The organism is Lactiplantibacillus sp. C232, from assembly GCF_023806725.1.
Lineage (GTDB): Bacteria > Bacillota > Bacilli > Lactobacillales > Lactobacillaceae > Lactiplantibacillus > Lactiplantibacillus plantarum.
On sequence record NZ_JAMSKZ010000003.1, the window covers coordinates 52,488 to 67,332 of the forward strand.

General features: G+C 42.1%; 13 protein-coding genes. 12 read left to right on the top strand and 1 reads right to left on the bottom strand.

The window, feature by feature from the left end; translation table 11 throughout:
* Positions 1-189 precede the first annotated feature (189 nt).
* The 7 genes from MZO41_RS04330 to MZO41_RS04360 all read left to right on the top strand — a co-directional run bounded on the left by MZO41_RS04330 (position 190) and on the right by MZO41_RS04360 (position 6,986).
* Positions 190-1,053 (top strand): ROK family protein, encoded by an 864-nt coding sequence (locus tag MZO41_RS04330; protein ID WP_011102225.1) that lies wholly within the window; start codon positions 190-192, stop codon positions 1,051-1,053.
* A gap of 205 nt (positions 1,054-1,258) precedes the next feature.
* Positions 1,259-1,990, top strand: coding sequence for a sugar phosphate isomerase/epimerase family protein (locus MZO41_RS04335; RefSeq protein WP_011102224.1), 732 nt, complete (start codon positions 1,259-1,261; stop codon positions 1,988-1,990).
* A gap of 14 nt (positions 1,991-2,004) precedes the next feature.
* On the top strand, positions 2,005-3,201 hold the full coding sequence (locus tag MZO41_RS04340; RefSeq protein ID WP_003646212.1) for a cation:proton antiporter: 1,197 nt from the start codon (positions 2,005-2,007) through the stop codon (positions 3,199-3,201).
* Complete coding sequence (locus MZO41_RS04345) at positions 3,198-4,706, top strand: sodium:solute symporter family protein (protein WP_011102223.1); 1,509 nt, start codon at positions 3,198-3,200, stop codon at positions 4,704-4,706. The genes MZO41_RS04340 and MZO41_RS04345 overlap by 4 nt, the downstream gene beginning before the upstream one ends.
* A 177-nt stretch (positions 4,707-4,883) precedes the next feature.
* Entirely contained in the window at positions 4,884-5,720 is an 837-nt protein-coding gene (locus tag MZO41_RS04350; protein WP_058906950.1) for an alpha/beta hydrolase, read from the top strand.
* Between the two features lie 36 nt (positions 5,721-5,756).
* Positions 5,757-6,569 carry an alpha/beta hydrolase gene (locus tag MZO41_RS04355; protein ID WP_257785065.1) on the top strand — a complete coding sequence of 271 codons (813 nt, stop codon included), beginning with the start codon at positions 5,757-5,759 and terminating at the stop codon, positions 6,567-6,569.
* Between the two features lie 9 nt (positions 6,570-6,578).
* A complete protein-coding gene (locus MZO41_RS04360; RefSeq protein WP_003646208.1) occupies positions 6,579-6,986 on the top strand; it encodes a YueI family protein in 408 nt (135 codons plus the stop codon).
* 48 nt (positions 6,987-7,034) lie between these two features.
* Here the strand turns inward: MZO41_RS04360 and MZO41_RS04365 are convergent, their stop codons facing one another.
* Entirely contained in the window at positions 7,035-7,856 is an 822-nt protein-coding gene (locus MZO41_RS04365) for a MurR/RpiR family transcriptional regulator (protein ID WP_003646207.1), read from the bottom strand.
* A gap of 358 nt (positions 7,857-8,214) precedes the next feature.
* On the opposite strand from MZO41_RS04365, the gene MZO41_RS04370 reads away from it, so the two are divergent.
* The 5 genes from MZO41_RS04370 (at position 8,215) to araA (ending at position 14,825) form a co-directional block, all read left to right on the top strand.
* Entirely contained in the window at positions 8,215-9,291 is a 1,077-nt protein-coding gene (locus MZO41_RS04370; protein ID WP_011102220.1) for a GntR family transcriptional regulator, read from the top strand.
* Positions 9,292-9,584: 293 nt separating this feature from the next.
* A complete protein-coding gene (locus tag MZO41_RS04375) occupies positions 9,585-10,985 on the top strand; it encodes a sugar porter family MFS transporter (protein WP_011102219.1) in 1,401 nt (466 codons plus the stop codon).
* A 16-nt stretch (positions 10,986-11,001) separates the two neighbouring features.
* Positions 11,002-12,603 carry a xylulokinase gene (locus MZO41_RS04380; RefSeq protein WP_013356056.1) on the top strand — a complete coding sequence of 534 codons (1,602 nt, stop codon included), beginning with the start codon at positions 11,002-11,004 and terminating at the stop codon, positions 12,601-12,603.
* A 17-nt stretch (positions 12,604-12,620) separates the two neighbouring features.
* A complete protein-coding gene (locus tag MZO41_RS04385) occupies positions 12,621-13,349 on the top strand; it encodes an L-ribulose-5-phosphate 4-epimerase (protein ID WP_003642916.1) in 729 nt (242 codons plus the stop codon).
* A gap of 51 nt (positions 13,350-13,400) precedes the next feature.
* Complete coding sequence (gene araA / locus MZO41_RS04390; protein WP_013356055.1) at positions 13,401-14,825, top strand: L-arabinose isomerase; 1,425 nt, start codon at positions 13,401-13,403, stop codon at positions 14,823-14,825.
* Positions 14,826-14,845: the final 20 nt, after the last annotated feature.

The window sequence follows — 14,845 nt, forward strand, 5'->3', positions numbered from 1 at the left end:
GCTTCTAATAAAAATTATTGCAACACATTTTTTTGGTAATTATTATCATTATATAAAGAAAACGCTTACGCAATCGTTGCTTTCCTGATATTAAATTTCTTTTTTAGTTGATAAAAAAATAATTATTGTGGTATTGTTAGGCCGTTCATCTTAACGATTCGACCAAATAATAATGCAAGGATGATAATTATGACAACACAATATTTAGTATTTGATATCGGGGGAACAACCATTAAGTACGGTCTCATTGACGAAGCATTACATCTAAGTCATGAAGGCAAGTGCCTGACTGAGCATAATCATGATGGCCTGATCTTAAAGCAACTACAGCGTGTAACCAGGGACTACCAAGCAGAGTATTCGTTAGCTGGGATTGGCGTTAGTACAGCGGGAATTGTGGGCGCAGATGGTGCGATTCAATACGCAGGGCCAACGATCTCAGATTATCAGGGAACACCAATTAAAGCCGCTCTAATGGCGCAAACTGGTCTACCGGTATTTGTTGTTAACGATGTCGATGCGGCTTTGCTAGGCGAACAATTAGCAGGTGGTGCCAAGGGCGCAACTTCTGCATATTGTGTGGCACTGGGTACGGGGATTGGCGGTGCGTATGTCGAAGATGGTCGGCTTATGACGGGTGCCCATGCGACAGCCAATTCGATTGGCTATACATTGTATGACCCCCTTACCAAGACAAATTATGAACAGCGAGCATCAACATTAACGCTTGAGTATCAATTAGCAAAATATCAGATGAGTGTTAAGGATGCGTTTGAAGAAGCTAAGCGTGGTACGGTCCCATATGTCGCCATCATTAATGATTGGGCAGCAGAAGTTGCGACGGGATTAGCATCAATCCTATTATTGTTTGATCCCGACATTCTCTTGATCGGTGGTGCAGTATCATTACAGGGGCAATATTTGGTTGATTTACTGAATAATGCGTTGAAGCCGTTATTACCGCCAGACTTAATTAAAACAAAAATTACCACGGCTGAATTAGCCGATAAAGCCCAGTTATATGGGGCGATGGCAGGGCTGTTGATACGATAATTATTTTTAATTAAAAAGAAAGCGTTTACAATTATCGTATTATGTGATAAGTTGATAACGTAATAATCATTCGAACAGTTCAACCGCTACTAAAAAATAGTGCAAGCAGTGCCTACTGAGTGTTAAAGCCCAGTTTTCTAAGCATGTTTGCAAGATTTTAAGTAGCGGTTTTTTATTTTGAAATCAGTGAAGGGTGGACTAAATCATGAAGATCGGAATTAACACCGCAATTTATGAGTCACAAGTTCAGGCAGGAGCCACTCAACTGGAGTGCTTAAAAACATTAGTAACTCGTTTTGATGTTAGTGCAGTTGAAGTTCGCGGTGAATTCTTCAAACCCGAGACGCGATCGGCGGAACTGTTAGCAATCAGTCAGCTTTGTGAGGAACAACACTGGGATCTCTATTATTCGGTTCCAGAGGAACTGTTTAGCAGTGATGGCTATAACGCAAGTCTAGTGACAAATCTAGAACTGGCAACCAAATATCATATCAAATCATTGAAGTATAGCTTTGGTGTGCAACCAACATTGCAAGCACATGACTTGGAAGCGCTAACTCAGCTGTTAGCAACTACCTCCATACAAGTTACGATCGAGAACCAACCTAATGCGAATGGTGATTTGGCGACATTTGAGTCAGATGTTGCTTGGGTTAAGTCACAAAAGTTGACATTAGGGTACACTTTCGATTCCGGAAACTGGTATTGGATTGATCAACAGCCTGAACCAGCCTTTGCAGCATTGAAGTCAGCAATCACCGTATTTCATTTGAAGGATATCAAGGATCAAACAACGGTGATGTTGGGACAAGGGGCAACGGATTGGCACAGTCTATTAGGTCAGTTGTCACCCGAAATCCCAGTATTTCTGGAATATAATATTGCAGCTGCAGATTTATCGGGACAGATTGATTTGGTTAAACAAGCATTAAGTTAGCGAGGCTCAATAATATGAACTATCTTTTGCAATTAGTTTTAATCTTATTACTGACAAAGTTAGGTGCGCATATTGCGGCTACCTTTAACTTGCCAAGTGTGATTGGGGAACTATTAGTCGGAATTTTAGCGGGACCCGCAGTCTTTCACATCTTAACGTATAGTACTTTTATTCAGTACTTTGCCGAAATCGGGGTCATTATTTTAATGTTTATTGCTGGTCTAGAGGGCGATTTGAAATTGCTTTTTCGCTACTGGAAGCCAGCTTTAACTGTTGCGACATTAGGCGTCATCTTTCCAACGGCATCGGCCGTCCTACTTTGTGTGGGAATGTTCGATTTCTCACTGACGACTTCAATTTTTCTCGGGCTTATTTTGAGTGCAACTTCTGTAAGCATTACCGTTCAAGTATTGAAAGAAATGGATTATTTAAATACACGTGAAGGTGCAATTATTCTAGGCGCAGCCGTAGCGGACGACATTATCTGTGTGGTGCTATTGGGAATCAGTACAAGCCTGTTTGGCACTGCTAGTGCGCACAACCAATCGCTTGTGGCAATGGTTTTGCCGAAAGTACTGTTCTTCGTCGTTGTAATCGCACTTGCTAAGTGGTTTGTCCCACTCTTTCTGAGAGGATTCAATAAGGTTAATGCATCTGAGAATATTACGACAGCGGCGATGGTGCTCTGTTTTGGTTTTTCGTTCTTAGCCGTTAAGTTAGGAATGAGCGATGTCTTGGGTGCATATATTGCGGGGTTAGCGATTTCAGAAACACGCTTTAAGGCGCAACTTGTTGCTAAGGTTGAACCAATTGGGTATGCCGTCTTTATTCCAGCATTCTTTGTCAGCATTGGTCTTGAAATTACCTTTAAGGGAATGCAAAACGATCTAGTTTTTATCGGATTGTTACTAGTGCTTGCGATTTTAGGCAAGCAAATTGGTGGTGCCATTGGCGGTAAATTGTTTGGATTGACCTGGAATGAGGCCAATATTGTGGGCGCCGGAATGGTTTCAAGAGGTGAGATGGCACTGGTTGTCGCGAATGTCGCTGTCTCGGCGGGCTTAATCGATCATAATCACTATACGGCAATGATTGTGGTGACTGTTATGGCGACACTTATTGCGCCATCAATGCTTAAAACATTTATTCAACATGGTAAACGAGCTGTATCACATATTAGTTTAAATAAAACAAGCGAGGCGAAATCATGAGTAAAGTTGGATTTGGAGTTCTGAATTGGGTTGTCTTAGGAGCATACTTATTGGCAATGCTAGGTGTCGGAGCTTATTTTACCAGAAAAGCTAGTAAAAACACGGATTCATTTTTCAAAGCAGAAGGGCATATTCCTGCTTGGGCGGCGGGGTTCAGTATTTACGCAACTACTTTAAGCGCAATTACCTTTATGTCAACTCCAGAACAAGCATTTTTGAGTGACTGGGCATACGCTATCGGAAGTTTTTCGATTCTAATTATTATTCCAATTTTAGTTAAATTCTACATTCCATTTTTCCGCAAATTGAAAGTAACGACAGCTTATGAATACTTGGAAGAACGGTTTAGCCCAGTCATGCGGGCCATTAGTAGTTTGCTGTTCGTACTTTATCATATCAGCCGGGTGGCCATTGTCATCTATTTACCGATTATTGCTATTACATCGGTTTCAAACATCAATCCAATTCTAATTGCCTGTGTTGTCGGTGGCCTTTGCATTCTCTATACATTCTTAGGGGGGATTGAAGGAGTTATTTGGAGCGATGTTATTCAAGGATTCTTGCTTCTAGGTAGTGCTCTGTTAATTTGTGTTTTAGGAATCTTTTATATCAAGGGTGGTTTCGGTACGGTGGTTAACGATGTCGTTACCAATCATAAGTTTATCTCTGGTAACGACTTTAATATTGGCGATCTATCTAAGTTTGTGCCGTTGATCTTAGCTGGTCAAATCTTTAATAGTTTGTATCAATATACTGGTAGTCAAGATGTTGTACAACGTTATCAGACGACAGCTACGATTAAAGATACTAATAAATCTATGTACACTAATGGCTGGTTAGCATTGATTACCATTCCATTATTTTTTGGAATGGGTACGATTCTTTACAGTTTCTATCAACACACAGCTGCCTTGCCAGCAGGATTCAATACGAGTGCGGTGGTACCATATTTTGTCATTACCCAAATGCCAGCTGGGGTTGCAGGATTAGTGATTGCTGGAATCTTTGCGGCCGCGCAATCAACGATTGCTTCTAGTCTCAACGCGATCTCCTCGTGTGTAATTACAGACTTTAAACAACGTTTCTTTAACGATAAGTTCAAAAATAGTAATGATGTTACCTTGGCTCGGGGAATCATTATCATTGCAGGCGTGTTAGGATTAGCCGTTGCGATTTATCTGTTGATGGGTAACGCTTCACAGATTTGGAACTTATTCTTGTCGGTCACTGGTATCTTTGGTGTGCCAATTGCCGGAATCTTCGCTGTTGGGATCTTTACGAAGCGTGCTAATACGGTTGGGGTGTTAACCGGACTAGTGTTAAGTGTCGGCTTGTCCTTCTGGGTACAATCATTAAACATCTCTTCATTATTGGTTGCTTGCGTTGCCTTCATTTCAGCTTTTGTCTTGAGCTACGTTGTTAGCCTGCTCTTCCCAGGTGGTAATCATGATGTGACTGGATTGACTGTTTCAACAATTAATGAAACATACGTGAAGAAGAATTAAAATGTCCGACGATCTTGTATTAATATCGCTTGGTTATTAGTCTAACCCATGATGTTTAGGACAAGACGTAGACGTAAATCTGAAATCTCGATTGTCTTCACATGAGGATAGTCGAGATTTTGTGCTCAATCTGTTTCAAGGCAAGTTATTGACACAGATTTTAAGGAGGTTATGGAAATGGAGATACGCACACTAGCTTTAAAAACGCCCGAAGGACAGCCATTTACGATGTGGATCTATCAACATGATCAATTCACGCTATTTCCGGATGATCGACTGTGGCCATTAGCGTTGATTTTTCCTGGCGGTGGCTTTGCGGGCTACTCTGAGCGGGAAGTTGAAGCTGTAGCACTTAAATTTATTGCAAAGGGTTACCAGGCGGCCGTAGTGAAGTATAATCTTACGTCGGATGGCCCGTTTTATCCAACAGCTGCCACGATTGGATTAGCGGTATTAAGCTACGTTAAACGGCATGCGCAGGAGTTGAATGCTGATTCTGATCATGTTGTTGTCAGTGGCTTTTCGGCGGGGGGACATTTGGTAGCCGTGATGACAGCGCTTGGCGCTCAATCAGAATTCTTAAATAATCATGGCTTTGAAGAGACAAAGCTAGTACCATTTGCGCAAATTTTAAGCTATCCGGTGATTGATCTGACAATGGGTTTTCCAACTAGTCAGCATGAGATGATGGCTGTGACTACGGATGAATCTTACTGGCATGCGCAAGAGTTAGTCACGAGTCAAACACCGCCGACTTTCATTTGGGCAACGCGGACTGATGAGCTTGTTCCAGTTGTGAATAGTCTGGTCTATTTAGCAGCGCTAGGTGAGCATAATGTTCCATTTGAGAGCCATATCTATGCAGCCGGTGTCCACGGATTGGCATTTGGTGATTTAGCTGATTCTCGCTATCATCACCCTGAAGATGTGGTCCCACGGGTTCAAAACTGGTTTCCAATGGCATTGGGCTGGTTACGTACATTATATGCTAGCAAGAATAGTACTGAAATTTAGGGGGGTGTGAAAATGAGATATGAGCAATTGAGATTAATGACGCCGCAACATTTTGAATTTAAATTAACCTGCTATTGGAAAGACCAACTTAAAATGGATTATGATCCTCGGAGATGGCCAATCCTTCTAATTTTTCCGGGCAGTGGATTTATTCAAATGACAGAGCGTGAAGCAGAACCGATTGCTTTGGCTTTTAGTGCACAGGGCTATCAGACAATGGTAGTGGAATACAATCTATTGGATCGCGGGCCAGTTTATCCCAACGCAATTGATGTCGGTTTGACTGCCTTAAAGTATGCTAAAACTCAAGGACCACCACATTATGGTGATGCGAATAAGACGATTTTGATGGGCTTCTCGGCGGGCAGTCACGTCGCAGCATTAACTAACGCGATGGGGAATAACACTGAGTACCTCAAAACTCACGGCTTTGGTGATAGCCCATTGACGTCACGCTTGCAGGTCTTAGGTTACCCGGTTATCGACTTGGCGGCAGGTTTTCCGAAAAGTCGAGAAGAGGCCTTTAAAATTAGTCCAGATGAACAATATTGGGCTAGTCAGAACCTAGTTACTGATCAGACACCGCCAACGTTTTTATGGAATACTTGTGCGGATGCGGTAGTGCCAACAATGAATAGTTTATTGTACGCAGAAGCACTAGCTAGGCATCATGTCGAGTATGATATTCATACATTTACACATGGAAAACACGGTCTGTGCTTGAGTACAGTTGAAACTAGTCGATATAATTACCCAGAAGATATTGAGCCACGTGCGGCGAACTGGGTTCCGTTAGTGCTAAGTTGGTTGAGTGAAATGTTAGATTTGACGCAAGTGGACTTTAAATAGGAGTGACGAATGCAAGATAATGAGGAAGTATTGGGTACTCGTTTGCAAAATGGAATGTTTGGTGTACCGGATCTACATCCAGATGAACAACACCGTTATTTAGGGACCTTTTACGAACGAGTTGAACTTCAAATTTCATTTAAGCAGGCTCTGAGGTATGACTTTACGTCAGTACTAGTGCCGGTATTGCGGCAACCAAGAGACTATCAGCTTTTGTTGAACGGTCAATTAGATATGGATATCATGGGGCGCTATATGCGGCTAGCGAATCAGTATAGCATTTTGTTTACTGTCAAAAATAGTCACTTTTATCATCATAATCTAGATAGTGCAGCGATTATCCTGTGCGCTGACCATGCACTTAATCGAACTGAAGTTGACATATTGCAGCGATACCCACAAATTGCTCAGAGATAAATCGGAAAAACTACCATCAAGATTAGCTGAAATCTTGATGGTAGTTTTTTAGCGTTTACCGAATTTATTATCTGTAATTAAATCGATCGTATGATTCATTCGATCACGATACTTCGCATTCTCTAATAGCATGGCGGCGATAATATCAAGAGCGTAGGTTATGGCAAATTGCGAGTTAACAAAGCGCGAGTTGTTGACGAATTTGCTGTTTTTTACGAGAATCGTAAGATCACTTAGTTCTGCTAAGCGACTGCGTTCATCAGACGTAATGGCAATAACTTTGGCTTGCTTCTTTTTGGCTAACGCAACTGAGTCGTTGACTTCTGCTGTAGCACCAGTAAGAGAAATGGCCAAGATAATATCACCAGGTTGCATGATGCCACCGCTGATGTACATGATATGGGTGTCGGTCATCGAGAAAGCGGCAATCCCCATTCGAATTAAGCGCTGGGTCATCTCTTGTGCGGTATAGCCCGAGCTACCCAGACCGTACAGATAGACTCGACGAGCCTTGGAGATTAAATTAACGGCGGCATGGAGATCGTCGGGGGATAATCGTTCCCACGTTCCACTCAGTATTTTCTTGTAGTAACTATAGACCTGGTCCGCAACGGTATCTTTTTTGTCAGTGGTTGTTGCAGGGACAACTGGTCCTTCGGCTAATTGAATTTTGAAGGCGTAAAAGTTTTCACAGCCCATTTTTTTGACAAAACGGGTAATGGTCGCATTACTAACGTGAACGTTCTTAGCCAGACTAGAAATCGTCATTTTTTGGACTTCTTTCGGCTCTTGAATGACCTTTAAGGCGACTTTGCGTTCTTGTCGTGAGAGTGTCGGATACGACTCCTCGACAGTAGTTACAATACTCATAGATTTGGCTCCCATCATGGTTTCCTTATGTTAACGCTACAATAGCATAGTTTGGGAAAAATGGAAATATCGAAGGGAAATAGAAGAATTAGATTGAATTTATACGCAATGAAAACTGACATATTTATTGATGCGGATAAATTGGCCTCGATAGTTTTTATGTGACAATATTTATTTGAAATGTTATTAGTGAAACCAAGTTTGACTGTAGTTATATTTGATATAATAGAGCGTAGAGTATAGCCGGCACGAGGTTTAAAATTCTATTTTCCTGATTGGAGTAGGTGACGGTATGATGGAGAAGGGAGTACTATCGGCATTAAATGAGTCGATACGGTAGTACTGAGTGGAGTAGTGTATGGAAAATAAATATCAAAAAGTCAAAGATGCCCTGAAAGAAGCCATTCTTTCGGGAGAATATGCAATTGATGCAAAATTACCTACGGAGACGGAAATGATGGAACGTTTTGCCGTCTCAAGATATACGATTCGACGAGCTGTAGGAGACCTTGAAACGGAGCATTTCATTTATCGTATTCAAGGCGGGGGAATGTTTGTTCAAGATTGGCATAAGGACTGGTCGAGTGAACATGACAGTAAAATTATTGGTGTGATTGCGACACATGTTGCAGATTATATCTTTCCGCAAATTATTTATGGGATTGATCAAGTTATTTCGGAGGGTGGTTACTCATTGCTACTTGGCAATACGCATAATAATCATCAACGTGAACGTAAAAATTTGATCAATATGCTCAATAGCAAGGTTGCGGGGCTAATCATTGAACCAACTCAGAGTGCTTTGGACAATCCTAATATGGACTTGTATCAGGAAATTAAGGATAATGGTATTCCCGTGTTATTCATTAATGCAAGTTATCCTAATTTGGACTTTCAAGCCGTCACAACCAGTGACCAAGAGGCCGAACAGCGGATGATTGAATATTTGTTTGAAATGGGTCATGAGAGCATTCTGGGTATTTTTCAGGTGGATGATGCTCAGGGGGTTCATCGTATGAATGGTTTTGTGAAAGCTTATCAAGAGCAGCCTGAGATTTCATATAAGAGTAATATTTTGATGTATCAGTCTGGTGATCCTTTTGAAAAATTAGCGCATCGGCTGGATACTTATCTGCAAAATAATGAGCGACCAACAGCAATCGCCTGTTACAATGACCAACTAGCAATTCGGGTGATGGATTATCTCAAAGGGAAGGGATTAAACATTCCAACAGACATATCCATTGTTGGCTTTGATGATTACCATATGTCACGGTACATGAGTCCAGGAATTACCACGATGAATCATGAGAAGACGACGATGGGCGAGGATACGGGGCGGCAAATGCTACGGTTGTTGCACAAGCAGCCAGTAGAGTCGATCGTCTATACGCCTAAGCTGATTGTTCGCACTTCAGTAGCAGACTTAAATTAACCCTGTTGAACTTATAACTGTCTTAATCGAAAACGGATTAGGACAGTTTTTTTGTGCCTGAAACAGCTAGTAGCCGTGACAAATCGGAAAAGGAATAAATAATTTGTACTGATAAAAAATTTTGTGTTGATTTATACGTATAAATATATTAGACTGTAGTTGTTCGAAAATGAAAGCGTTTTATCAAAAGGTGAATCGTAATAACGTTGTTAATTAAAATTCAACTCTTTTTGAAAGGGCTTTCTAAAATGGTTTGCAATTATTAACAAGTCCAGATATGAGGAGGAACAATTTTGAATAAGCAGAAAAAGGTTTCCAGTAAATTTATTTTCTTCTTTGGTTCGTTTGGTGGCATTCTCTTTGGGTATGACATTGGGGTAATGACAGGCGCATTACCGTTTCTGAAGACCGATTGGGCATTGACTAATGCAACATTGGTTGGGTGGGTGACATCAGCAGTAATGTTTGGCGCAATTTTTGGTGCTGCAATTGCCGGTCAGTTGGCGGATCGACTAGGTCGTCGGCGGATGATCTTGATGTCATCATTGATTTTTGCAATTGGCTCGATTCTGTGTGGCTTTTCACCTAACAACGGAACTTACTATTTGATTGGCATGCGGATCTTCTTGGGGTTAGCCGTGGGTGCTGCTTCTGCACTAGTACCTGCATATATGTCTGAAATGGCACCAGCACGATTGCGCGGTAGTTTATCTGGAATTAATCAGACCATGATTGTGTCGGGGATGTTAATTTCTTACATTGTTGATTATATTCTGAAGGATCTACCCGAGAATATGTCATGGCGGCTAATGTTAGGATTGGCAGCGGTTCCAGCGATTATTCTCTTTCTGGGAGTCTTGAAGTTGCCGGAATCCCCACGGTTCTTAATTAAAGCCAATCGGTTAGACGAAGCCCGTCAAGTTTTATCTTTTGTTCGTAAACCAGATGAAGTTGACAGTGAAGTTAAAGCGATTCAATCAACAGCCCAAACGGAGGCTAACAATTTAGAAAAGACCTCCTGGGCGACCTTGTTCAATGGGAAATATCGGTACTTAGTCATGGCAGGTGTTGGGGTTGCAGCTTTTCAACAATTTCAAGGTGCTAATGCAATCTTTTACTACATTCCGTTAATCGTTGAAAAGGCAACCGGTAGTGCTGCAAGTTCAGCACTAATGTGGCCAATTGTTCAAGGCATCTTATTAGTTTTAGGATCATTACTTTACATTTGGATTGCTGAAAAATTCAATCGGCGGACTTTATTGATGTTGGGTGGTTCCGTCATGGCATTATCATTCCTGCTACCAGCTGTTATTAATAGTTTGGTGCCAAATGCAAGTCCAATGATGATTGTTGTCTTCTTATCGATTTACGTGGCTTTCTACTCATTCACTTGGGCACCATTGACTTGGGTGCTCGTGGGTGAAGTCTTTCCGCTTGCAGTTCGCGGTCGGGCATCAGGCTTAGCTTCTTCATTCAATTGGATTGGGTCATGGGCTGTGGGGTTATTATTCCCAATTATGACGGCTTCAATGTCACAAGAAGCAGTTTTTGCGGTGTTCGGTGTGATCTGTGTATTAGGAGTGCTATTCGTTCGATTCTGTGTTCCAGAAACTCGTGGTCACTCACTTGAAGAGATTGAAGCAGCAGGAACGAATCATCACAAACAAGTACCCGTACAACAAGCGAGTCATTAATTAGGAGGCAGGTCAGATGAATTTAGTTGAAACAGCCCAAGCGATTAAAACTGGCAAAGTTTCTTTAGGAATTGAGCTTGGCTCAACTCGAATTAAAGCCGTTTTGATCACGGACGATTTTAATACGATTGCTTCGGGAAGTTACGTTTGGGAAAACCAATTTGTTGATGGTACTTGGACTTACGCACTTGAAGATGTCTGGACCGGAATTCAACAAAGTTATACGCAATTATCAGCAGATGTCCGCAGTAAATATCACATGAGTTTGAAGCATATCAATGCTATTGGCATTAGTGCCATGATGCACGGATACCTAGCATTTGATCAACAAGCGAAATTATTAGTTCCGTTTCGGACTTGGCGTAATAACATTACGGGGCAAGCAGCAGATGAATTGACCGAATTATTTGATTTCAACATTCCACAACGGTGGAGTATCGCGCACTTATACCAGGCAATCTTAAATAATGAAGCGCACGTTAAACAGGTGGACTTCATAACAACGCTGGCTGGCTATGTAACCTGGAAATTGTCGGGTGAGAAAGTTCTAGGAATCGGTGATGCGTCTGGCGTTTTCCCAATTGATGAAACGACTGACACATACAATCAGACGATGTTAACCAAGTTTAGCCAACTTGACAAAGTTAAACCGTATTCATGGGATATCCAGCATATTTTACCGCGGGTTTTACCAGCGGGAGCCATTGCTGGAAAGTTAACGGCTGCCGGGGCGAGCTTACTTGATCAGAGCGGCACGCTCGACGCTGGCAGTGTTATTGCACCGCCAGAAGGGGATGCTGGAACAGGAATGGTCGGTACGAACAGCGTCCGTAAACGCACGGGTAACATCTCGGTGGGAACCTCAGCATTTTCGATGAACGTTCTAGATAAACCATTGTCTAAAGTCTATCGCGATATTGATATTGTTATGACGCCAGATGGGTCACCAGTTGCAATGGTGCATGTTAATAATTGTTCATCAGATATTAATGCGTGGGCAACGATTTTTCGTGAGTTTGCAGCCCGGTTGGGAATGGAATTGAAACCGGATCGATTATATGAAACGTTATTCTTGGAATCAACTCGCGCTGATGCGGATGCTGGAGGGTTGGCTAATTATAGTTATCAATCCGGTGAGAATATTACTAAGATTCAAGCTGGTCGGCCGCTATTTGTACGGACACCAAACAGTAAATTTAGTTTACCAAACTTTATGTTGACCCAATTATATGCGGCGTTCGCACCCCTCCAACTTGGTATGAATATTCTTGTTAACGAAGAACATGTTCAAACGGACGTTATGATTGCACAGGGTGGATTGTTCCGAACGCCGGTAATTGGCCAACAAGTATTGGCCAACGCACTGAACATTCCGATTACTGTAATGAGTACTGCTGGTGAAGGCGGCCCATGGGGGATGGCAGTGTTAGCCAACTTTGCTTGTCGGCAAACTGCAATGAACCTAGAAGATTTCTTAGATCAAGAAGTCTTTAAAGAGCCAGAAAGTATGACGTTGAGTCCAGAACCGGAACGGGTGGCCGGATATCGTGAATTTATTCAACGTTATCAAGCTGGCTTACCAGTTGAAGCAGCGGCTGGGCAAGTAATCAAATATTAGAGAAGAGGGTTAATAAAATGCTAGAAGCATTAAAACAAGAAGTTTATGAGGCTAACATGCAGCTTCCGAAGCTGGGCCTGGTTACTTTTACCTGGGGCAATGTCTCGGGCATTGACCGGGAAAAAGGCCTATTCGTGATCAAGCCATCTGGTGTTGATTATGGTGAATTAAAACCAAGCGATTTAGTCGTTGTTAACTTACAGGGTGAAGTGGTTGAAGGTAAACTAAATCCGTCTAGTGATACGCCGACTCATACGGTGTTATATAACGCTTTTCCTAATATTGGCGGAATTGTCCATACTCATTCGCCATGGGCAGTTGCCTATGCAGCTGCTCAAATGGATGTGCCAGCTATGAACACGACCCATGCTGATACGTTCTATGGTGACGTGCCGGCCGCGGATGCGCTGACTAAGGAAGAAATTGAAGCAGATTATGAAGGCAACACGGGTAAAACCATTGTGAAGACGTTCCAAGAACGGGGCCTCGATTATGAAGCTGTACCAGCCTCATTAGTCAGCCAGCACGGCCCATTTGCTTGGGGGCCAACGCCAGCTAAAGCCGTTTACAATGCTAAAGTGTTGGAAGTGGTTGCCGAAGAAGATTATCATACTGCGCAATTGACCCGTGCAAGTAGCGAATTACCACAATATTTATTAGATAAGCATTATTTACGTAAGCATGGTGCAAGTGCCTATTATGGTCAAAATAATGCGCATTCTAAGGATCATGCAGTTCGCAAGTAATAAGGATTAGTTGAATTAAAAAACATACAAATAGACGAGGAGTGCTTAATTATGTTATCAGTACCTGATTATGAGTTTTGGTTTGTTACCGGTTCACAACACCTTTATGGTGAAGAACAATTGAAGTCTGTTGCTAAGGATGCGCAAGATATTGCGGATAAATTGAATGCAAGCGGCAAGTTACCTTATAAAGTAGTCTTTAAGGATGTTATGACGACGGCTGAAAGTATCACCAACTTTATGAAAGAAGTTAATTACAATGATAAGGTAGCCGGTGTTATTACTTGGATGCACACATTCTCACCAGCTAAGAACTGGATTCGTGGAACTGAACTGTTACAAAAACCATTATTACACTTAGCAACGCAATATTTGAATAATATTCCATATGCAGACATTGACTTTGATTACATGAACCTTAACCAAAGTGCCCATGGCGACCGCGAGTATGCCTACATTAACGCCCGGTTGCAGAAACATAATAAGATTGTTTACGGCTATTGGGGCGATGAAGATGTGCAAGAGCAGATTGCACGTTGGGAAGACGTCGCCGTAGCGTACAATGAGAGCTTTAAAGTTAAGGTTGCTCGCTTTGGCGACACAATGCGTAATGTGGCCGTTACTGAAGGTGACAAGGTTGAGGCTCAAATTAAGATGGGCTGGACAGTTGACTATTATGGTATCGGTGACTTAGTTGAAGAGATCAATAAGGTTTCGGATGCTGATGTTGATAAGGAATACGCTGACTTGGAGTCTCGGTATGAAATGGTCCAAGGTGATAACGATGCGGACACGTATAAACATTCAGTTCGGGTTCAATTGGCACAATATCTGGGTATTAAGCGGTTCTTAGAAAGAGGCGGTTACACAGCCTTTACCACGAACTTTGAAGATCTTTGGGGGATGGAGCAATTACCTGGTCTAGCTTCACAATTATTAATTCGTGATGGGTATGGTTTTGGTGCTGAAGGTGACTGGAAGACGGCTGCTTTAGGACGGGTTATGAAGATTATGTCTCACAACAAGCAAACCGCCTTTATGGAAGACTACACGTTAGACTTGCGTCATGGTCATGAAGCGATCTTAGGTTCACACATGTTGGAAGTTGATCCGTCTATCGCAAGTGATAAACCACGGGTCGAAGTTCATCCATTGGATATTGGGGGTAGAGATGATCCTGCTCGCCTAGTATTTACTGGTTCAGAAGGTGAAGCAATTGATGTCACCGTTGCCGATTTCCGTGATGGGTTCAAGATGATTAGCTACGCGGTAGATGCGAATAAGCCAGAAGCCGAAACACCTAATTTACCAGTTGCTAAGCAATTATGGACCCCAAAGATGGGCTTAAAGAAAGGTGCACTAGAATGGATGCAAGCTGGTGGTGGTCACCACACGATGCTGTCCTTCTCGTTAACTGAAGAACAAATGGAAGACTATGCAACCATGGTTGGCATGACTAAGGCATTCTTAAAGTAAAGTGAATATCACAAAATGGT